The organism is Cobetia sp. PDI-12MA (genome assembly GCF_059507695.1).
This window is the reverse complement of sequence record NZ_CM183351.1, coordinates 1,141,680-1,160,817: the sequence shown is the minus strand read 5'-3', so window position 1 is coordinate 1,160,817 and position 19,138 is coordinate 1,141,680. Positions and strand designations below refer to the sequence as shown.

Sequence of the window (19,138 nt, the reverse complement as noted above, 5' to 3'; positions counted from 1 at the left end):
GCGCGATCATGACTAGGACAGGGCGCCATTGGCCGCGAGGCGCTCACGCACGGTACGTATCAGGCCACGATTCCAGCGCAACAGATCATGGAGCGTGGTGAAGTAGGCGCTGCCCCGCGTCGAGTAGGTACTCAGCGTGGGGATGAGGTCTTCGGCACGCACCGGCTGGCCCGCGTTGCGCAGACGCCCGCGCAACTCACGCAGCTCGGCATAGCTACGCTGGGAGTTGAGGTTGTCGAAATAGGCGGCGATACCGGCCTCCAGGCTCTCGAAACGCCGATATTCACGTCCCGGCGGCCCGATACCGCAGCCGCGCGAGAAGCAGCGCATGCCGAACAGGTTGTTGGCCTCACGGGCATGGCCCGACGTCCCCCAGCCCGACTCCTCGATGGCCTGCACCAGCACCATATCCAGCGGCAGGGTGTCGATACGCAGCAGCAGGCGCGTCCAGCTGACGCCGATGTCCTCGCGCGTGACATCACAGGGCAGATTGGCCTCATCACATAACCCGTTGAGGCGCTCCTGCTCACGCTCGCTGTAGTCACGCCCTCCGTCACCGGCGCGCTTGCGCATCGCCAGCAACCAGTCGCGCTGCTCGGTGATGCGCTGGTTCTCGGCCACCACCAGCGGAATCATCAGCTCGAAGAATGCGACCTTGCGCTGGTTGCCCGCGGGATAGGGTCGCAGGTCCGGCATCTGATGGGTCTTGTCGCGGGCCAGCAGCTCATCATCCAGCCGCGCCGCCTGCGCCATCGAACCCAGCCCCATCACCAGCAGCAAGGCGGCGCTGACCAGACGAACAGAGCTCGGATGGACAGAGCCCGGATGGACAGAGCCCGGACGAACAGGCCTCAGGCACCACGAACACCGCGGCCAGGCCCACGCCCACGCAGCCAGGCGTGGCTGGCCACGCACTCCGCCCGTCAGCCAATCCGCAGAGAAAGGTAGGTAAGTCATGTGCTGCGCTCATCAAGAGGGATGCAGTAGCAAGACGCGAGATACCATCAGCGTATCTCATGAGGCTGCATGAAACCCTAAAAACGCGTGGGCGAGAAGATGGCGCGGTCGGCCAAGCGAGGAAAGACACGGCAAGCCCTGTCGTCTGTCACCGACAGACCGCCAGACGGTGCCCGCCTTTTCGCGCTACTGACGCGGCGCGCTCTCTGAGCTCCCTGCGCTTCCTCCCCTTTTTCCTTTCCCCTTCCTCCCTTCCTGCCTTGCCGCCTTCCTGACCTGCACACCTTGCACCTCGCACTGGACGCTATCGCTGACGACACACCCAACGCAAAACGCCCCCGCAGCATAGGCTGCGAGGGCGTCGTTGCGGACATGCCTGATCAAGCCAGTGACTCGATCGTTCCGCCGTCTCAGGCGCTGAGCATGCTGTTCAGGCGGCGCACGTAAGCGGCCGGATCTTCCAGCGCACCGCCTTCGGCGATGATGGCCTGATCGAGCAGCACGTGCGCCAGGTCCGTGAAGTAATCGCCTTCACCGCCTTCCAGACGCGTGACCAGGGCGTGCTCCGGGTTCAGCTCGAGAATCGGCTTCACTTCTGGCAGCGGCTGACCAGCGGCTTCCATCATCTTGCGCATCTGGTAGCCCATCTCGTGCTCCGGCAGCACCACGCAGGCCGGGGAATCGGTCAGGCGGTGCGTGATGCGCACTTCCTGAACGTTCTCGGCCAGCGCTTCCTTGACGCGCTTGACCAGATCTTCCTTGGCCTTGGCAGTCTCTTCCTGGGCCTTCTTCTCTTCTTCGTTCTCGACATCGCCAAGATCGAGATCGCCCTTGGCGACATCCGCGAAGGACTTGCCATCGAATTCGGTGAGGTGGCTCATCAGCCACTCATCGATGCGGTCGGTCAGCAGCAGGACTTCGATGCCCTTCTTGCGGAAGATCTCGAGGTGCGGGCTGGACTTGGCGGCATTGAAGCTGTCGGCGACCAGGTAGTAGATCTTGCTCTGGCCTTCCTTCATGCGCTCGACGTACTGGGCCAGTGACTGGTCCTGGGTCGCGCTATCGGTCTCGGTAGTGGAGAAGCGCAGCAGCTCGGCGATCTTCTCGCGGTTGGCGAAGTCTTCCGCCGGGCCTTCCTTGAGCACGGAGCCGAACTGATTCCAGAAGGTCTGGTACTGCTCGGGGTCCTTGGCCAGCTTCTTGAGCATGTCCAGGCCACGCTTGGTCAGCGCGGACTTGAGCTTGTCGACCTGCGGGTCCTGCTGCAGCAGTTCACGCGAGACGTTCAGCGACAGGTCGTTGGTGTCCAGCACACCCTTGATGAAGCGCAGGTACAGCGGCAGGAACTGCTCGGCGTCGTCCATGATGAAGACGCGCTGCACGTAGAGCTTCAGGCCACGCGCGGCATCACGCTGGTAGAGATCGTACGGCGCACGGCCCGGCACGAACAGCAGGCTGGTGTACTCGAGCTTGCCCTCGACCTTGTTGTGACTCCAGCTGAGCGGGTCTGAGAAGTCATGCGAGACGTGCTTGTAGAAGTTCTTGTACTCCTCGTCACTGACCTCGGACTTGGAGCGCACCCACAGCGCAGTGGCGGAGTTGGCGGTTTCCCAGTGGACCTGCTCGTTGCCTTCCTCGTCCTTTTCGACGCGCTTCATGCGCACCGGCAGTTCGATGTGGTCGGAGTACTTGGTGACCAGGTTGCGCAGGCGATAATCGTCGGCGAACTCGACGGCATCTTCCTTGAGGTGCAGCACGATCTCGGTACCGCGCTCGGCACGCTCGATGTCGGCGACGCTGAACTCGCCCTCGCCACGGGACTTCCACTCGACGCCCTGATCAGCGTCCAGGTCGGCGCGACGGGTGCGCACGGTGATCTCGTCGGCGACGATGAAGCCGGAGTAGAAGCCGACCCCGAACTGACCGATCAGACGCGAATCCTTCTGCTGGTCACCCGACAGGTTCTTCATGAACTCGGCGGTACCGGAGCGTGCGATGGTACCCAGGTTGGCGACCACATCGTCACGGCTCATGCCGATGCCGTTGTCACGCAGGGTGATGGTCTTCGCCTCGGCATCGTGCTCGATCTCGATGCGCAGTTCGCTGTCGTTGCCGTAGAGGGCGTCGTTGTCCAGCGCCTGGTAGCGCAGCTTGTCGCAGGCATCCGCCGCGTTGGAGACCAGCTCGCGCAGGAAGATCTCGCGGTTGGAATACAGCGAGTGGATCATGAGGTGAAGCAGCTGCTTCACTTCTGTCTGGAAGCCATGCGTTTCGGTGTGAGTGGCGGTCGTCATCGAAAAGGACCTCTATGTCGTGGATGCCTGAAAAGAAGATTCGCGGTGGCCAGAGCGCCCCCGCAACAATGGAACCGGCTCGCCGACGCCTGCCTTTCTTGGGCGGCAGATCGAAGGAAGCACTCGTGGATCAGATATGGGGCAAGGGTGAGGGATTTCAAGGCACTAGCGACAGATGATTGCGCCATACGCGCCAAGCATGTGCCACAGAAACACCCAAGCGGCCCCCTGGGTAGCAATGAAAGGAGCCAACGGAGGGAGCCAACGAAGCGCTGGCATTCAGGAAGGCGCTCTCAGGTGTGACGTCTGCAGAGCAGATATCGCCTGTCCATCATGGGGAGGCGATTGACTCCAGCACGAAGTGCATGCGCGCGCTGGCGACCGGTTGCTTGCGGGATTTCTGCCAGGCGCTGACGCGCACATTGGTCATGCGCCGACCTTCACGCATCACTTCACAGTCGATGCGCGTCACCTGATCACCGCGCGCCGTGGCCAGATAATCGATGGAGAAATCGATCAACTTGGGCAGGCGCGCTTCACGCCCGCCGCGCCCATGCCGCCTGAGCACCTCAAGCGTGGCGGCGGTTTCCATCGCCGCGGCCAGCACGCCGCCATGCACCGCCGGCAGCATCGGGTTGCCGACATTGTCGGGCATCGCCGCCATGGAATAGCTCAACGCCTGCTCGGGATGCAGCTCGACATCACTGGCCGCGCCCGCCTGCTGCCCGTCAATGGCACACAAGCCAAGCCCGATCGCCTGCGCGTAGGGCAGACTCGCCAGCAGCGCCGCCAGATCGGCGTGAGTGCGCTGTCCTTCGACGAAACGCCGCGCACTGAGCAGGCCGCGCGGGTCCCGGGTATCGCGCGGAGCCTGCGGCTCCGCCCTCTCGCCTGCTGGCTGTGCAGCCTGTGATGGCTGCCCGTGCGGTCCCGACTCGTGCATGGAGGGGTTCGCGGGGGCTTGAGCGTTGGCCGCCGCCAGCAGCGCCTCGGCAAAGCCGCTGGGCGTATTGCGCTCGCCGAGCCTGACGAAGTTGCCGATCGCGCGACACAGGATCTTGCCCGGCTGCTGCCAGATCTGCGCCTCGGTAAACACCATCGATTCCGTGACCCGCAGCACGCGCGCCTCGCCGACCAATGCCAGACCCTCGACGCCGGGTCGGTAGTGATCGAGGCGCAGATCCAGCGTCGGGCAGACTTCCGGTGCCGACAATCCCGTGAGCACGGCGCTGCCACACAGCGTATCGGCGAACATGGTCAGCACACCGCCATGCACCAGCCTGCGATGCGGATCGCCGATCAAGGCCGGCTGCCACGGCAGCTGCATGCGGATGGCCGGCGCGGCGACCTCCTCGACCCTGACATTCAAGCGCGCCGTGTGCGGAATGAAACTCAAGAAACCGGTCAGCGCCCGCGCCCAGCTGGCGTCATCCAACACGCCACCCGCAGCCGGCACGTCAGCGGGATTGACGGCCAGCCCCAGCAGGCTCTGCGGCACTGCATGCATCACATCCACAGCGGCATCGCCATCAACGTGAGGGAGACCAGATAGCCGACGCCCCACAGCAGTGATCGCAGCAAGGCGATATTGGCCAGATAGCAGCCCCAATAGCCCAGACGCACCAGCACGAAGACCACCGCCAGCGTGGTCGCGATGGGCGCGCCCGGCGCGGTGATCACGCTGACCAGCACTCCGGCGGCAAACAGCGGAAAGGCTTCGATGGTGTTCTGGTGTGCGGCGAGCGCCCGGGCCCCGAAGCCGGTCAGCTCACGCTGCTGTGTACGCGGGTCATGGTTGTCATAGCGACCGGTTCGCTGTTGTGCCCAGGCGACCGGCATCTTGGTCAGCACCAGCATCAGTGCCGCAAACAGCAGACAGGCATAGATCAGCATGCAGAGTTTCCTTGAAAGGCGTTGTTCAGGGCTTCGCCACAGCGGCGCGCCTTACCTTGATAAAACGACGCACCACCTGGGATAAAACTGCGCACCGCCCTGTAATGAACGGCAGACCCGACACTGACGGCACACCATTCAAACTGGTGTTTGTTAGCGTGTCACGAGCATGGCAGGGTCGCCGCGTCCCTGCCATGCGGCCAATGGCCAGTACCTATATCCAGGCTGGCAGATGAATGGCGTTTCCACGCTGGACGCCTTCAGGGAGCCGGCGGATCGGAGGGATCAGGTTCGGGAATCTCGCCACGCCACAGGCGATAGTCGACCAGCGCATCATCAAGCTTGCCGAGCAACCAGGTCACGATCACCAGATCATCGAGAAGCCCCAGCCCCACCAGCAGATCCGGGATCAGATCCAGCGGCGAGACCAGATAGATGAAGGCGCCGGCCGCCAACCCCAGCGCCTTCCACGGCACCGGGCGATAACGTCCGCTCACCACGTCGCGCAGCAAGGGCCCCATGGTGCGCAAGGCGGCGCCTGCCTTGCCCAGCACATGACGGCGGCCAAACAATCGCGTCAACCATAATGCCTTGCCCATAGTGGACTCCTCACGGGTAGCACAAATTTCGTTCACTGAGCTTGCCATCTTCGCGGCAGCACATCCGCGATGTCACTCTCGGATAATTCACCAACAGTATCAGATGGTGCTGTTATTCAGCGCCGACCACTGCCACGATAGCCACTATCGTTACTGAATCGGCAACCCCTGATAGCCAATATCGGGGCACTTGTTCAACATCGGGGCACTGAACCGCCACCACAAGGTCGCAGCCAGTCCACGCCCCTTTACCGACAGTCGCAGGAGTCCCAGGTGACACCAGGCAAGCAAATTCTTCGACCCCGTGGCAGCCGTCGCTTCGCGGCGCTGCGGCACCTCACCGGCCTAGGCCTGCTGTTGGGACTGAGCCTGCCCCTGCAGGCCGCCACCCCCAGTGACCAGAGCTTCCGCGCCGCCTTCGATGATGCACGCGCCAAGCGTTTTGACGAGATTCAGCAGGTCGCCGTCAATGGCCACGTGCTGGAGGGCTACATCGAGTATCACCAGCTCAAGGCCCGCCTGCCGTACGCCACCGCCGCGGAAGTGCTGTCCTTCATCGAGCGTCATGCGGACTCGCCGTTGGCCGAGTGGATGCGGGGCCAGGCGATCTCCGCCTACGGGCGTACCGGCCGTCATGATGCCCTGCTGGAAGTCAGCGACGGTGTCCCCGCAGGTGCGCAGCGCCAGTGCTATTACTACACGGCGCAGCTGAGCAATGATGTCGCGAGCGCATCGCAAGGCGGCCTCAAGCTCTGGCATGTGCCCGGCTCACAGGACTCGGCCTGTGACCCGCTGTTCTCGGCGTTGCGCGAGCGTGGCGTGATCGACGATCAAGCCATCTGGGAGCGCGCCATGCTCGCCTGGGCTGCCGGTCAGGGTGGCATGGTCAGCTACCTCGAGCGCCAGCTGCCCAGCAACTGGCAGCGGGCCATCGCGGCACGCGAGCAGCTTGAGGGCAACTTTGCCGCCATCACGCGCCTGCCGACCAATCTCGGCCACGGCGGTCATGCCTTCGCCGCCTTGAGCGTCGCCGCCATGCATGGTTTCGTGCGTGCCGACACCGAGGCCGCACTGGAAGCCTGGCGCAAGGTGAATCCGCACATGCCGATGAGTGATGAGCAGCGCCACACGGTCGAGCGCGACCTGGCCTGGTATTCACTGGTGCGCGACATCCCCAACAACCGCGGCTGGGTCGATCAGCGCCTGACCATCCTTGATGACGAGGAGCTGTTCGATCTGCGCATGCGCAACGCGGTGCGTGCTGGCGACTGGCCGCAGGTGCGTGAATGGGTGCTGAAGATGCCGGACCGCTTCCGCAATGAAGCCCGCTACCAGTATTGGCTGGGGCGTGCCGATGACAGTCTGGGTCGCCCGCAGGAAGCACGTGCCGCCTGGGCGCGCGCCGCGACCGAGCGCAACTTCTACGGCTTCCTGGCCGCCGACCGTATCGGCCAGGCCTACTCGCTCAATCGTGATGATCAGGACTTCTCCGACGCGGAGCTGGCCGAGGTCGCCGAGACGCCGGCCGTCAAGCGCGTCAGAGCACTGATGAACATCGACGAGATCGGTCTGGCTCGCTCCGAGTGGTTCAATGCCGTCACCCAGGCGGATGACGCCGGGGCTCGCCGTCTTGCAGCCTACGCGCTCCAGCAGCAGTGGTATGACCTGACCGTCTTCGCCACCATCCGTGGCCAGCTGTGGGATGGCCTTTCCTGGCGCTTCCCCCCGGCCTGGCAGCAGGACTTCCAGCGCTTCGGTGCCGATGCCGGCGTCGACCCGTGGATGCTGATGGCACTCGCGCGTCGCGAGAGCGCCTTCAACCCCACCGCCACCTCGCCGGTGGGGGCACGTGGCCTGATGCAGCTGATGCCGGGCACCGCCGCTCAGGTCAGTCGCGGCTTGGGACTGCCCACGCCCAGCAACGCGGCGCTGGGGGACCCGGTCACCAATATCCGCCTTGGCAGCACCTACATCCGCGAGATGCTGGACCGCTACTCCGGCAACCGCCTGGCCGCCGCCGCGGCCTACAACGCCGGGCCGGGACGCGTCGATCGTTGGCTCGCCGACACCCCGGGGGAATACGACCGCTTCGTCGAGCGTATCCCCTTCAAGGAGACCCGCGAATACGTCAAGGCCGTGCTGGCCTACCGCGTAATCTTCGAAAGCCTGGCCAAGGGCACCAGCGAGGGCGTCAAGGTGGTCAGCGACCGCGAAGTCAGCCAGCGTTACACCACCGCCCTGGTGGATCGCCGCTGAGCCGAACCGCAGCATCCCGCAACGAAAACGCCAGCCCCATGGGGCTGGCGTTTTTCATATTCATGGCATCAGGACTCATGACATCAGGACTTGTGGCGTCAGAACTCATCACGCCATCCAGCCATTCCTTCAGTCAGTCATCGCGACCTGGACGAATGGCAGACGAAGGTCCGGACTGGCTCTCGCCCTTGGCTTCTCCCGGTCGCGAGGTAGCCACACCATTGCCGAACGGCGGCTTCTGCTGAGGGGTGTAACGACCCAAGGCCTCGGCATAGCTCAGGGGGCGCCCTTCATCGCTTCCCTTGCCCTTGCCACGCCAGCCCTGACGCTTGCCGGCGGCGCCCCGAGGCCGTGATGCGTCGTCATGGGACTGAGATTCCGCATAGGCCTGAGATGTCGCATGGGAGCGGGCCCCGACATGGTGCTGCCCCCCCTCTTCGCCCTCTGCCTCGCTACTCGGGCTTGCCTGTGACACCACCGGCTCCGATGCCGCTCGAGCGGAATGGGCCAGAGGCTGGGAGCGCGTGACGCGCGGTGTACGCATCAATCGCACCATCAGCCAGACCGCCAGGGCCCAGCAGAGCGTACCCAGCACGCCATAGACGATCATCGCCCAGGCATTGCCGGGGCGGTGGCCTGCATTGATGATGATCACACGCGACAGATCGATGTCAGGCCAGCGCTCGGCCAGCAGTGAGCGCTCATCGCCCGGCAGGTCCGTCTCGGCATGCAAGACGGTGCCGAACAGGCCATCGGGGAATTCGATCAGCGGCGGCACGTTTTCCAGGCTCTGCACGGAGTCGGTTCGCACCAGCACGCCCATGCGCTCGATGCGCGGCCACTCTTCCGAGGGAATGCCATCAATGCCCCCGAAGGCGCGTGACAGACCGGCCAGCTCCAGCAGATAGGGATTCGTGTCAGAGATGACGGGATAGTAAAGCGTCTCGATCCGGCGCCCCCCGTCTGCATCGGCATCGAGGCGAAAGGTCTCGGTATGCTCGCGATAGACTGCCCAGTGATTGCGCAGCGAGACGAACTGATTGACCGGCAGATTGCCCTGCTCCACCGACTCGAGATTCAGCGTTTCGGGACGCGTGGTCACGCGGCCGACCCAGCGCCCCTCATCGACGGCGAACAGCCAGGCCGCTATCCCGGCGACCACCAGCACCACGGCACTCAACCCGCCCAGACGGCGACGAAAGGTATATGAAAGACTCATCCGATTGCGTTCCCTGCCAATGCCAGCCTTGATGGGCCGGTCTTCATGTCATGAATGCAGCACTTTACCGCTGCTGTCGTTGGCTCGGGCAGGCGTCAGCACCGGCCCGGGCATCATTGTCGTTCGAGCCGTGCTGCCAATCGATTGCTCTTGTCACAGTAGCGTTGCCGCAGACGCAAAATCTCCAGTGAATTCGAGGACAGGGCATCCAGCACGTAACGGTTGCAGGCCTGCTCGGCTTCTCGATGCGCCGCTTCGAGCGCCTTGCGCGCCTTGCGCTCTGCCGGTGTCATGCCCGCATAGGGGTCGCGCCGGGGCTTGAAGGTCGCTGCGGCCTTGCAATACATGGTGCGGGTGTCGATATGCGCCGCTCGTCCCCGACGCTGCAAGGCATGGCAGGTCTCGACGAACAGTCGGCTTGCCATGCGCGAGCACTCGCGCTGCTCGACGGCGGTACCGGTCTTTTCCAGATGTGCACAGACCGACTCATCATCGATGCGCCACAGCTGGTGGCGGAAGTCGATGGTGTAGCCGTAGTAAAGCACCCGTACCTGCTGTACGCGGGAATCGTAGACATCACTGACATCCCGAGCCTCAAGGTGCGTGACGACCTTGAGAAAGGCCGCCAGCGTCAATGTCACAGGGTCCATGTGTCATCAAGGATACGAACCGTCATCCCATGCGCTCCGTTGCAATGTCGGGAGTGGCCGCTCATCCCTAGCGACCTAGCGCCAGCCGCGCCCCCAGCAGCACCATGACGGATCCGGTGATGCCCTCCATCCAGCAGGCGACTCGCGGCCTTGCCAGCCAGCGCCCTGCACCGCCGACCATCAGCGCCACGCTGATCTGCCAGAGGTTGGCGATCACGAAGTGGACACCCGCCAGCCACAATGACTTGAGCACGGCCGGGTCGGTCGGCGCGATGAACTGCGGCAGAAAGGCCATGTAGAACACCACCGTCTTGGGGTTGAGCACATTGGACAGGAAGCCCTCTCGCAACGGCTGCCAGCACGATACCTGCTGACGTGTCACCGTGACGTCGACATTCAGCCCGCGTGCGCGCCGCGCACTCTTGAGACTCTTGATGCCCAACCAGATCAGATAGCCCGCTCCGATCAGCTTCAGGGCCGAGAACGCCCATGCCGACTGCAACAGGATCAGCGAGATGCCCGCCGACGACACCAGCGCGTGCACGAAAAGACCGGCACAGATCGCGAGACTGGTGAGCACGCCGTCACGCAGGCCGCCGCGCGAGGTATTGCGAATCACCAGCAGGGTGTCGACCCCGGGCGTGACCGTCAGCAAGGTGATGGCCACCACGAAGGACCAGAAGGCAGCATCGAACTGGATGAAATCAAACATGACGAACGTCCTTGCGACAGACCCGCTTCAGTAGCCGAATTCGTGCCCCCATGGCACTGAACAGGCGACCAGTCTAGGCGAGCACGGCCAGCCTGCAAAGCCATCCACACCAAGATGACAGCCCGGTTTGCCTCTGAGTGGTGCACTTCAGTCTTTTGTCTTACGGCGTTGCGACACAACGGCGCAGGCGCTCTCATGAGCCCGCAGCTGATGGCATGCAGAAGCCATCTCGCGTCATCAAGGATACGAGCCTGGACTCCTAAAATACGCTGCGTCGCTGTTGAGCGACCAACGCAGCCTTCAACCAACCAACCAGAACCCCGTGGCGATATCCAGCAGTAGCACCAGCAAGGCCAGCAGGATGACCAGGCCATCTTCCCCGATGAGCCCCAGCCCCAGCAGCAGCAAGGCTGCCGCCGGCAAGGCCGCGGCGAAGGGCACCAGCTCCAGCGGCACCATGGCCGTGGCCAGCAGGATGGTCAGCATCGCGATACCGCGATAGGCAACGCCGCGCGTCATGAAGCTCAGGCGTGGCTTGAGCAGACGATCGAGGCGTCGCGTCCAGGGCCTTGCCCGCTCGACGCCATGGGTCAGGCGTCGATGCTCGAAACTGAAGCGCGCCAGCCGACGTGGCAACCACGGCATCTTGCGCCCCAGCAACAGTTGACCCGCGATCAGCACGATGAACAGCGCGCAGGTCGTCGGCACGCCGGGGATCGCCCCGGTCGGCAGCAGTACCAGCAAGGCAGGCAATACCAGCAAGGGGCCGAAACCCCGGGAGTTGAAATGCTCCAGAATGTCGCCCAGCGAGATATCCCCTTCGATCTCGCGGTCCAGCTCTTCCAGCAACCCCGTGAGGTTGCCTTCATTGGCGTGCTTGCTCATGCGAGCTCCCTATCGGGAAGATGACGGAGGGTGTGAAAGTCTCGAGCCGTGGCGAGTCAGCTGGTGCCGCCCCGCCACAGTGAATCGTCAGCCGACCAGGCGATCGCCCAGCATGCCGATCATGAACCCCAGCGAGGCGCCCAATGGCGGCGACCAGTGATGCGCCACCCGCGACTGGGGCGCAATATCCTGGAAGACTAGGTAGAGAATGCCGCCGGCGGCGAAAGCCATCAGTCCGCCCAGCACGCCCGGCGCATCCGCAAGCCACAGATGGCCGGCCAATGCCGCCAGCGGGCCCAGCAGTGACAGCAGCACGAAGGCCCCAAGCCCCTGACGCGCCGTCAGCCCGGCCCCTTCCAGCTCACGATAGGCATTGAAGCCTTCCGGCAGGTTCTGGACCGCGATGAACAGTGCCAGCAACATCGCCGCGGCGGGAGAGGCAGAGGCCAATGCGCCCAGCGCGATCGCCTCGGGGATGAAGTCCATCAGCATCGCCAGCAACTGGCCCTTGGCGCCGCCCCCGCGTGCCAGCCAGCGGTCCAGTTGCATGAAGATCAGCGCGCCCAGCAGGAAAAGCCCCAATAGCGTCGCGATGGACAGCGCCTGCATGGCATGCGGTACCAGCACCAGCGACACGGCGGCCAACAGAATGCCGCCACCGAGCGCGGTGATCCCCGCCAGCCAGCTGCGCTTGACGTGACTCTCGTGACTGCGCTCCAGCTGGGCGATCACGCCACCCAGCGGCATGCACAACCCGGCAGCCCAGGCGAGCGCCACCATGGTCCATGGAATCGATGCCATCATGCCGTCGCCGAGGTCGCAGGACTCGGTCGCGCGCCCAGGACACGCATCAACAGGCTGGTGCCGACGCCCCAGGCGCCATTCAGAATCAGACCACCGACAACCATCAGCGGCGCGACCTCAATTCCCTTGAGGGGAAAGACGACCAGCATGGCCACGGCCGTCGGACCGACTGCACCGAAGATGAGGCTGATCAGCCAATGGCTGACGCCCGTCCTGCGGCGCACCAGTGCCCATAGCGGCAGCCCCCACAGCCCGCCCCAGAAGGCCAGCGAGAGCACTGACGGGACGCCCAGCGGCCCGGAAGGCGTCATGTTATAGGGCGCCTTGGGCAGAATATCGGCCAGATAGAAGAGACCGAAGAGGCCCTGATGGAAGATCAGGGTCGCCAGAAAGGCGGCGATGAAGGCTTTCAACCAGATCATGTTCACTTCCTTGTCGTCATGTTGATGGAAACATCCGAGCCCCGACACATTAGAACATGCGGAAACTCGACACTGCCTTTCCTGCTACGTCACTTCCGTCCCACTGGATGCAACGCAGGCGTGATTTCTAGCGCTGGGTGGCTGGCTTCTGCTCGGCATGGCGCAGCGATATCTGTTCGTTGAGTGTCCAGAAGTCATACAGCACCCCAATGAAGAACAGCCCGCCGGTGCACAGGTAGAGCAAGCCGGTCAGCCATTTGCCCATGTACATGCGATGGATGCCGAACACGCCCAGGAAGGTGAGCAGAATCCAGCTCAGCGAGTAATTGATCGAGCCTTCGCGAAAACGGAAGTCCGCCTCGCGGTCCATCGCCGGGATCAGGAACAGGTCGATCAACCAGCCGATGCCCAGCAAACCGAAGGTGAACAGCCAGATGGTGCCGGTGACCGGCTTGCCATAGTAGAAGCGGTGCGCGCCGAGGAAACCGAAGATCCACAGCAGATAGCCCATGGTCTTGGAATGCGTGTCCTGTACAACAGGCGATGTGGTCATCAGGTAAGCCTTAGCCGCGATGCGGCAGATCATGATTGCGAATACAGTCAATGCGGTCTTGACGTCGATGAATCAAGCCTTCTGCCACCAGAGGCCACGCCCGGAAACGACGACGCCATCCGCGCACTGGCACGGATGGCGTCGGAACAACTGTTGTCTATCCAGCAGCACCGGGAGCGCAGACAGCGCTAGATGACGCCCAGCTCGCGCAGACGTTCCTTGAGGTAGGAGTCCGCCGTGTGCTTGTCAGACAGTACCACTTCGGGACGCGGATGCAGGAACAGCGGCAGTGACAGACGTGACTGGCTGGAGCCCTCGCCGGTCGGGTTGATCACGCGGTGCGTGGTCGACGGGAAGTAGCCGCCGCTAGCCTCCTGGAGCATGTCGCCGACATTGATGACCAGCTGACCCGGATCACAGGGCACGTCCATCCACTCGCCATTGACGTCCATTACCTGCAGGCCCGGCTCGTTGGCCGCCGGCAGCACGGTCAGCAGGTTGATGTCTTCATGTGCCGCGGCACGGACGGCGCCCGGCTCTTCACTGCCGGTCATCGGCGGGTAGTGAAGCACACGCAGCAGTGTCTGACCGCTGTCCTTGATCATGTTGGAGAGCGGTTCACGGTAGAGCTCAGCCACTTCAGCAGGTGAATGGACCTCTACCCAGCTCAGAAGCTCTGCCGCGAAGGCTTCGGCCTGGCGATAATACTCCATGGCATTCTCGCGCAGGCTGTCCGGAATCTTGCCCCACGGGTAGATGTGGTAATACTCCTTGAGATCACGCGCCGTATGGCCCTTGGCGGTCTCGGAGACATCTACCGGGAAGAGTCCATCCTGGGTCTTGGGGTCGAAGCGCCAATCAAGCTTGTCGGCGCTCGCGAAGAATTCGGCCCATTCGGCGTAGATCTTCTCGACCAATTCATGAGAGATCGGGTGATTGCGGATGACACCGAAGCCCGTCGTACGCAGGGATTCGACAAATTTTTCGGCGGCATCGGCCGAGCGGTAATCTACGTTCTGGACCTTCATGGCATTTCCATCTATGTTGGCTCTGTGTGAGCATCCTACTTGAGCCGGAAGGAGTCGCCAATACGACAACTTTCTGTTCGAATGGAAGCAAGCACGTGCAGCCCAGGCTGCATGCGTAGGTCAAGCAGGAAAGGATGTCGTCGCAGGACGTAACGCGTCTCTCTGGTGGAATTCCCCCTAGCCGCACCAACGCAATCCGGTCTGATGGGCAGACCACCAACATCATCTCGTAAGCAAGGAAAGAATCATGGCAACTGGCACAGTCAAGTGGTTTAACGACACCAAAGGTTTCGGCTTCATTTCTCCGGACGACGGCGGCGACGACCTGTTCGCGCACTTCTCTGAAATTCAGGCAGAAGGCTTCAAGTCCCTGCAAGACGGTCAGAAGGTTTCCTTCGACGTCACCCAGGGCAAGAAAGGCCTTCAGGCCGCAAACATCAAGCCGGTCTGATCTTCTCGATCAGCTTGGTCAGGCCGCCCTCACCGGCGCCCTGATGATGGCAGCAAGACAGTCATGGAAAAGCCCGCCTTCTGGCGGGCTTTTTTGTGGCCATGCCTTGGCCTGACTCGCGCTTGACGAAGAATCACCGATAAAAGAACGCCGCGCCCCTCCCGGGTCGCGGCGTTCTTTTATCGGCGGCCATGTCAATCGCACTCAGCCAGTGACACGGCTTGCGACAGGCGTCACGCCAGCATGCGCTGGCCAGTGATTACTGCTGCGCTTCGTCGATGGACTCGTTGGCATCCTGCTGCGCCGCGTTGATCTTCTCGTTCGCTTCGGCAGCAGCGTTGTCGCCAGTCTGCTCAGCGGAGTCGGTCAGCTCGGCAGCCTGCTCCTTGGTGGATTCATAGGCGTTCTTGGCAGCATCGGCAGTGGCGTCAGCGGCATCGTTGACACCTTCCTTGGCAGACTCATAGGTCTCGGAAGCAGCGTTCTTGGTTGCTTCAAGGGCACTTTCGCTCTCGGCGGCAGCTTCATCGCCCATGGCATCGGCAGATTCTGCAGCGTCGTCAGCCATGTTGTCGGCCTTGTCAGCAGCGTCATCCATCTCTGCGGCCGCTTCATCAGCTGCCTGGTCCATCTCTGCGGCCGCTTCGTCAGCTGCCTGGTCCATCTCCTCGGCAGCGGCGTCAGTCGCTTGGTCGGCGCTCTGTTCAGCCTTTTCGGCGCTCTGTTCGGCAGAAGTCTCGGCGTTCTGGGCAGCTTGGTCAGTATCGCCGTTATCGCAACCAGCGATGGCCAGAGACAGGCCAGCGGCCAGTGCGGGAATCATCCATTGCTTGAGTTTCATCGTCTTCTCCATGATAGGTGGGGAGTTGCCAGCCCCTGTTTCCTGCAAGTGGCATTGCAACAAAGGTCGTGTAGTCATGCAAGCGAAAGCGTTGCTTGGCGCCTGATATTCAAGACATGGTGCCAGACCGACAGCTTTTCAAGCATTTCGCTCTTTTCACAGCAGAATAGTGTTAACGAACACCATTTTACATCAGCTACCACCAACAACCGCGCCGTGATCACTCGCCGATGTCTTCGTTCCAGACGTCCGGCTGCTCGCGAATGAAGGTCGCCATCAATTCGCGGCAGCGCGCGTTGTCGACGACATCGACCTTGACTCCCAGACCACGCAGGTGGTCTTCCGCGCCCATGAAGGTGTGGTTTTCACCGACCACGACATGCGGGATACCGTAGAGCTGGATGGCACCACTGCACATCGGGCACGGTGACAGCGTGGTGTAGAGCACGGCTTCACGATAGACGCTGGCCGGCAGGCGACCGGCGTTCTCCAATGCATCCATTTCGCCATGCAATACCGTGCTGCCCTTCTGCTGGCGCTGATTGTGGCCACGACCGATGATCTTGCCATCATGGACCAGTACCGAGCCGATCGGCACGCCGCCTGCCGCATAACCCTTTTCCGCCTCTTCAATGGCGGCCTGCAGGAAGCGCTCATGATCGGTAGTCATTGCTGTCATCGTCTTGCTCCAGATGCGGTGAATATTCAGTGGAGCGGCAGCCTACTGCCACTCACTGCTCGGCACAATACACTCAGCCCAGGCCCGCTTCGCCTGTCATCATCTGACGGGCGCGTCTCAGCCCTTCATTGCTGGCGTTGGTGGGCTCGCCGACTTCAGTGGCAAGCTCGCGGAAACTGCCCATGGCACCCAGCAAGGCAGAAGCCTCATAGGGGATGAAGACGCGATCACCTTCCCTCGCCATGTCCGGCAGGACCTGCAGATATTTCTGGCCCAGCATGTAGCCGACCACCAGCTGCGGGTCTTGCGCACCGATGGCATCGCGCAGCTGATAGATGGCCTGACGCTCACCTTCGGCGCGCAGAATCGCGGCCTGCTTGTCACCCTCGGCGCGCAGCACCGAAGACTGCTTCTCGCCCTCGGCGGTCGCGATGGCGGCTTCGCGCTGGCCATTGGCCTCGGTCACCGTGGCGCGACGCTTGCGCTCGGCCGCCATCTGCAGCCGCATCGCATCCTCGACTTCCTCGGGCATGCTGATGTCCTGGATCTCGACGCGCGTCACCTTGACGCCCCACTTGTCACCGACCTCATCCATGGTGATCTGCAAGGCGTCGTTGACCTCCTTGCGACTCTCGAAGAGCTTGTCGAGCTCCATGCGACCGATCTCGGAGCGCAGGCTGGTCTTGGCCAGGACTTCGACAGCCTGGGTAAAGTTCTCGACTTCATAGACGGCGCGCTTGGGATCGACGATCTGGAAGTAGAGTGCCCCGTTGACGGTCACGGTGACGTTGTCCGTCGTCACCACGCTCTGGCCGGGGAAGTCCATTACCGTCTCACGGCGATCGATGCGCGTCTCTTCCACCACCAACGGCAGGTTGTCACCCTTGACCTCACGATAACGACGAATGGTGATGGAGCGCGGTTTGTCGATGAATGGAATCACCAGATTCACGCCGGATTCCAGTGTGCGACTGTAGCTGCCGAGGCGTTCGATGACGACGGCTTCCGACTGCTGGACAATCATCAATCCCTTGGCCAGCAGGATTACCACCAGCGCCAGTATGAAAAGAATGATGATGAGTCCCGGACTGATAATCATATTGCTCAACTCCCTTGAACTGGGCCGTATCCGCAAGCCCTTGTAAGATATCCGATCACGCTTGACCCGCTGCCACCACGACCGCGCCGTCGAGCCGCGATCTCATGGCGTCTTTGTGCAGTTTCCTTCGAGATAGACTACTTCGAGACAGACTACTTCGAGACCGATTCCTTCGAGACAGGTTCGACACAGACGGTGATGCCTTCGACGCTGACGATCCTGACCGTGTCCCCCGCTGCCGGCGGTGTCTCCCCCTCCCAGCGTAGCGGATACTCATTGCCTGACACGCGTACGGCAGGTTTGCCACCGTTGCCGATGATCACCTTGGCCAGCTGCCCAGTCTCCGCGCCGCTGCCCAGGGTGCCGTAGGGCGTCTTGGGCAACAGATAGGGATGGATCTTGCGCACGAACAGCGGCACCAGCACCAGAGCCGTGATCGCGACGCTGATCAACTGGATGTTTAGCCCCGCCCCCAGCCCTGCCGCCAGAGCGCCCCCGAGGGCACTGACACCCAGTGCCAGCAACACGAACTGCGCCCCCAGCAACTCAAGCCCCGCCAGAGCCAACGCGAGGATGACCCAGATATGCCATGCCGCCAAACCGACCATGCAATCACTCCCTGAGGTCCTGACTCCCGCCTTGCGCGGCCGAGAGATTGGAAGAACACGCTGCCACCAACGCAACGAGCGCAGCCTGAGTAAACCTCAGACTGCGCTCGTGTACCAGCCAGCTCTCATGGCTCAGCCAGCTCTCATGGCTCAGCCAGCGCTCAATGGCTCAACTGCGGGCTCATGAGTGTGTCAGCAGGGCGGCGTCCTGCGGGGCGACCAGACGCAGAGCGCCGGGAATCAGCTGGAATTCGCTGTTCTCGATCAGATAGCTCTCGCCATCGAGATTCACCGGTAGCGACCCACCACGATAGTGCAGCGAATCAGTACGCACATACCGCACGAAATGGCCGTTGTCAGGGAGCGACTCCAGCTCCTCGATCACCTCACCCACACGCGCGATGGGGAAGTCGCGAATCACCAGCACATCGAAGCAGCCATCATCGAGCAGCGCCCGAGGCGCCAGCTCCTGACCGCCGCCCGCCTGACGACCATTGCCGATCGCCAGCACGAACAACGCCAGCTCCTCCTCCACCCCGTTGAGGGTCACGCTGCCACGATAGGGACGGAAGTCCCATGCCTTGAGCACGCCCATCAGTGAATAGGCCCCGCCACCGAACAGCTTCTTGAGGCCCCCGGGCGTCGAACGCGTCACCTCGGCACCGAAGCCCGCCGAGGCCATGTTGAGGAAGTAGGCATCATCCAGCTGCACCACATCCACAGCCCGTGCTTCCCCTTCACAGGCCAGCGCCAGCGATTCCGTCACCGGCTCGGGGATGCCGAGCGAGGTCGCCAGATCATTGGCGGTGCCCAACGGCAGGATCGCGACTTCCGGGCGCCTCGCGAGTGGATGCTGCATCAATGCATTGGTGATCAGGTTGAGGGTGCCGTCACCGCCGCCAACGACCAGCCGCGTGACGCCTTCATCGACTGCCTCGCTCACCAGCCTCGCGACGTCATTTCCCTCGAAGGTCAACCGCACTTCAAGCCCTGCCATACGCTCACGCTGAGCGAAGATGGCCTCACGCAGCTCCGGCTGCTGAGCCTTGTCCCCGTTGAGTATCACGCGCACACGCGCCGCTGATTCCATGGTGCCTCCTTGGCGACATGCGGATCGAGCGACAAGCATACTCTGGTCGGGGGCCTTCAATGAACCATCTCGGCCCTGTGACCCGCCGCGATTGTCAG

General features: G+C 62.7%; 20 protein-coding genes. 2 read left to right on the top strand and 18 right to left on the bottom strand.

Annotated elements, in window-relative coordinates; genetic code table 11:
* Positions 1-12: 12 nt before the first annotated feature.
* From AC5WNI_RS04995 to AC5WNI_RS04975, 5 genes are all read right to left on the bottom strand, one after another.
* Positions 13-957 (bottom strand): glucosaminidase domain-containing protein, encoded by a 945-nt coding sequence (locus AC5WNI_RS04995; RefSeq protein WP_175088126.1) that lies wholly within the window; start codon positions 955-957, stop codon positions 13-15.
* A gap of 410 nt (positions 958-1,367) precedes the next feature.
* Positions 1,368-3,251 (bottom strand): molecular chaperone HtpG, encoded by a 1,884-nt coding sequence (gene htpG, locus AC5WNI_RS04990; protein WP_175088127.1) that lies wholly within the window; start codon positions 3,249-3,251, stop codon positions 1,368-1,370.
* Between the two features lie 331 nt (positions 3,252-3,582).
* Positions 3,583-4,758, bottom strand: coding sequence for a PaaI family thioesterase (locus tag AC5WNI_RS04985; RefSeq protein ID WP_254626957.1), 1,176 nt, complete (start codon positions 4,756-4,758; stop codon positions 3,583-3,585).
* Entirely contained in the window at positions 4,758-5,144 is a 387-nt protein-coding gene (locus AC5WNI_RS04980; protein ID WP_175088128.1) for an MAPEG family protein, read from the bottom strand. The genes AC5WNI_RS04985 and AC5WNI_RS04980 overlap by 1 nt, the downstream gene beginning before the upstream one ends.
* Positions 5,145-5,404: 260 nt before the next feature.
* On the bottom strand, positions 5,405-5,743 hold the full coding sequence (locus AC5WNI_RS04975) for a YkvA family protein (protein ID WP_175088129.1): 339 nt from the start codon (positions 5,741-5,743) through the stop codon (positions 5,405-5,407).
* A 273-nt stretch (positions 5,744-6,016) separates the two neighbouring features.
* On the opposite strand from AC5WNI_RS04975, the gene AC5WNI_RS04970 reads away from it, so the two are divergent.
* On the top strand, positions 6,017-7,999 hold the full coding sequence (locus AC5WNI_RS04970; protein ID WP_282627812.1) for a transglycosylase SLT domain-containing protein: 1,983 nt from the start codon (positions 6,017-6,019) through the stop codon (positions 7,997-7,999).
* A 133-nt stretch (positions 8,000-8,132) separates the two neighbouring features.
* Here AC5WNI_RS04970 and AC5WNI_RS04965 read toward each other — a convergent pair whose 3' ends face one another.
* The 8 genes from AC5WNI_RS04965 to AC5WNI_RS04930 all read right to left on the bottom strand — a co-directional run bounded on the left by AC5WNI_RS04965 (position 8,133) and on the right by AC5WNI_RS04930 (position 14,272).
* Positions 8,133-9,218, bottom strand: a complete 1,086-nt coding sequence (locus AC5WNI_RS04965; protein WP_175088130.1) for a hypothetical protein — start codon at positions 9,216-9,218, stop codon at positions 8,133-8,135.
* Positions 9,219-9,331: 113 nt separating this feature from the next.
* Positions 9,332-9,868: a hypothetical protein gene (locus tag AC5WNI_RS04960; protein WP_175088131.1), complete on the bottom strand. Its 537-nt coding sequence runs from the start codon at positions 9,866-9,868 to the stop codon at positions 9,332-9,334.
* Between the two features lie 67 nt (positions 9,869-9,935).
* Positions 9,936-10,580 carry a LysE family translocator gene (locus tag AC5WNI_RS04955; protein ID WP_175088132.1) on the bottom strand — a complete coding sequence of 215 codons (645 nt, stop codon included), beginning with the start codon at positions 10,578-10,580 and terminating at the stop codon, positions 9,936-9,938.
* Between the two features lie 300 nt (positions 10,581-10,880).
* Entirely contained in the window at positions 10,881-11,465 is a 585-nt protein-coding gene (locus AC5WNI_RS04950) for an exopolysaccharide biosynthesis protein (RefSeq protein WP_175088133.1), read from the bottom strand.
* An 87-nt stretch (positions 11,466-11,552) separates the two neighbouring features.
* Positions 11,553-12,269, bottom strand: coding sequence for a ZIP family metal transporter (locus AC5WNI_RS04945; protein ID WP_175088134.1), 717 nt, complete (start codon positions 12,267-12,269; stop codon positions 11,553-11,555).
* A complete protein-coding gene (locus AC5WNI_RS04940; RefSeq protein ID WP_175088135.1) occupies positions 12,266-12,691 on the bottom strand; it encodes a hypothetical protein in 426 nt (141 codons plus the stop codon). Before AC5WNI_RS04940 ends, AC5WNI_RS04945 begins: the two co-directional genes overlap by 4 nt.
* A gap of 127 nt (positions 12,692-12,818) precedes the next feature.
* Positions 12,819-13,244, bottom strand: a complete 426-nt coding sequence (locus AC5WNI_RS04935) for an NINE protein (RefSeq protein ID WP_175088136.1) — start codon at positions 13,242-13,244, stop codon at positions 12,819-12,821.
* Between the two features lie 188 nt (positions 13,245-13,432).
* A complete protein-coding gene (locus tag AC5WNI_RS04930) occupies positions 13,433-14,272 on the bottom strand; it encodes an isopenicillin N synthase family dioxygenase (protein ID WP_175088137.1) in 840 nt (279 codons plus the stop codon).
* A 247-nt stretch (positions 14,273-14,519) separates the two neighbouring features.
* Between AC5WNI_RS04930 and AC5WNI_RS04925 the strand changes: the two genes are divergently transcribed.
* Complete coding sequence (locus tag AC5WNI_RS04925) at positions 14,520-14,723, top strand: cold-shock protein (protein WP_043335501.1); 204 nt, start codon at positions 14,520-14,522, stop codon at positions 14,721-14,723.
* A 259-nt stretch (positions 14,724-14,982) separates the two neighbouring features.
* On the opposite strand, the gene AC5WNI_RS04920 is transcribed toward AC5WNI_RS04925, so the two are convergent.
* From AC5WNI_RS04920 to yegS, 5 genes are all read right to left on the bottom strand, one after another.
* The gene (locus tag AC5WNI_RS04920; RefSeq protein ID WP_175088138.1) at positions 14,983-15,564 is read right to left on the bottom strand and encodes a hypothetical protein; all 582 of its coding nucleotides are present in this window, start codon (positions 15,562-15,564) and stop codon (positions 14,983-14,985) included.
* A 220-nt stretch (positions 15,565-15,784) separates the two neighbouring features.
* Entirely contained in the window at positions 15,785-16,243 is a 459-nt protein-coding gene (locus tag AC5WNI_RS04915) for a nucleoside deaminase (protein ID WP_438940905.1), read from the bottom strand.
* Between the two features lie 73 nt (positions 16,244-16,316).
* Positions 16,317-17,342, bottom strand: a complete 1,026-nt coding sequence (locus tag AC5WNI_RS04910; RefSeq protein ID WP_175088139.1) for an SPFH domain-containing protein — start codon at positions 17,340-17,342, stop codon at positions 16,317-16,319.
* 152 nt (positions 17,343-17,494) lie between these two features.
* Complete coding sequence (locus tag AC5WNI_RS04905) at positions 17,495-17,950, bottom strand: NfeD family protein (protein ID WP_175088140.1); 456 nt, start codon at positions 17,948-17,950, stop codon at positions 17,495-17,497.
* 181 nt (positions 17,951-18,131) lie between these two features.
* Positions 18,132-19,040 (bottom strand): lipid kinase YegS, encoded by a 909-nt coding sequence (gene yegS / locus AC5WNI_RS04900; RefSeq protein WP_175088141.1) that lies wholly within the window; start codon positions 19,038-19,040, stop codon positions 18,132-18,134.
* Between the last annotated feature and the right edge of the window lie 98 nt (positions 19,041-19,138).

Coding starts and splice junctions, on each gene's coding strand:
- AC5WNI_RS04995 (WP_175088126.1), bottom strand. CDS start 957: ATGACTTACCTACCTTTCTCTGCGGATTGGCTGACGGGCGGAGTGCGT.
- htpG (WP_175088127.1), bottom strand. CDS start 3,251: ATGACGACCGCCACTCACACCGAAACGCATGGCTTCCAGACAGAAGTG.
- AC5WNI_RS04985 (WP_254626957.1), bottom strand. CDS start 4,758: ATGCATGCAGTGCCGCAGAGCCTGCTGGGGCTGGCCGTCAATCCCGCT.
- AC5WNI_RS04980 (WP_175088128.1), bottom strand. CDS start 5,144: ATGCTGATCTATGCCTGTCTGCTGTTTGCGGCACTGATGCTGGTGCTG.
- AC5WNI_RS04975 (WP_175088129.1), bottom strand. CDS start 5,743: ATGGGCAAGGCATTATGGTTGACGCGATTGTTTGGCCGCCGTCATGTG.
- AC5WNI_RS04965 (WP_175088130.1), bottom strand. CDS start 9,218: ATGAGTCTTTCATATACCTTTCGTCGCCGTCTGGGCGGGTTGAGTGCC.
- AC5WNI_RS04960 (WP_175088131.1), bottom strand. CDS start 9,868: ATGGACCCTGTGACATTGACGCTGGCGGCCTTTCTCAAGGTCGTCACG.
- AC5WNI_RS04955 (WP_175088132.1), bottom strand. CDS start 10,580: ATGTTTGATTTCATCCAGTTCGATGCTGCCTTCTGGTCCTTCGTGGTG.
- AC5WNI_RS04950 (WP_175088133.1), bottom strand. CDS start 11,465: ATGAGCAAGCACGCCAATGAAGGCAACCTCACGGGGTTGCTGGAAGAG.
- AC5WNI_RS04945 (WP_175088134.1), bottom strand. CDS start 12,269: ATGATGGCATCGATTCCATGGACCATGGTGGCGCTCGCCTGGGCTGCC.
- AC5WNI_RS04940 (WP_175088135.1), bottom strand. CDS start 12,691: ATGATCTGGTTGAAAGCCTTCATCGCCGCCTTTCTGGCGACCCTGATC.
- AC5WNI_RS04935 (WP_175088136.1), bottom strand. CDS start 13,244: ATGACCACATCGCCTGTTGTACAGGACACGCATTCCAAGACCATGGGC.
- AC5WNI_RS04930 (WP_175088137.1), bottom strand. CDS start 14,272: ATGAAGGTCCAGAACGTAGATTACCGCTCGGCCGATGCCGCCGAAAAA.
- AC5WNI_RS04925 (WP_043335501.1), top strand. CDS start 14,520: ATGGCAACTGGCACAGTCAAGTGGTTTAACGACACCAAAGGTTTCGGC.
- AC5WNI_RS04920 (WP_175088138.1), bottom strand. CDS start 15,564: ATGAAACTCAAGCAATGGATGATTCCCGCACTGGCCGCTGGCCTGTCT.
- AC5WNI_RS04915 (WP_438940905.1), bottom strand. CDS start 16,243: ATGACAGCAATGACTACCGATCATGAGCGCTTCCTGCAGGCCGCCATT.
- AC5WNI_RS04910 (WP_175088139.1), bottom strand. CDS start 17,342: ATGATTATCAGTCCGGGACTCATCATCATTCTTTTCATACTGGCGCTG.
- AC5WNI_RS04905 (WP_175088140.1), bottom strand. CDS start 17,950: ATGGTCGGTTTGGCGGCATGGCATATCTGGGTCATCCTCGCGTTGGCT.
- yegS (WP_175088141.1), bottom strand. CDS start 19,040: ATGGAATCAGCGGCGCGTGTGCGCGTGATACTCAACGGGGACAAGGCT.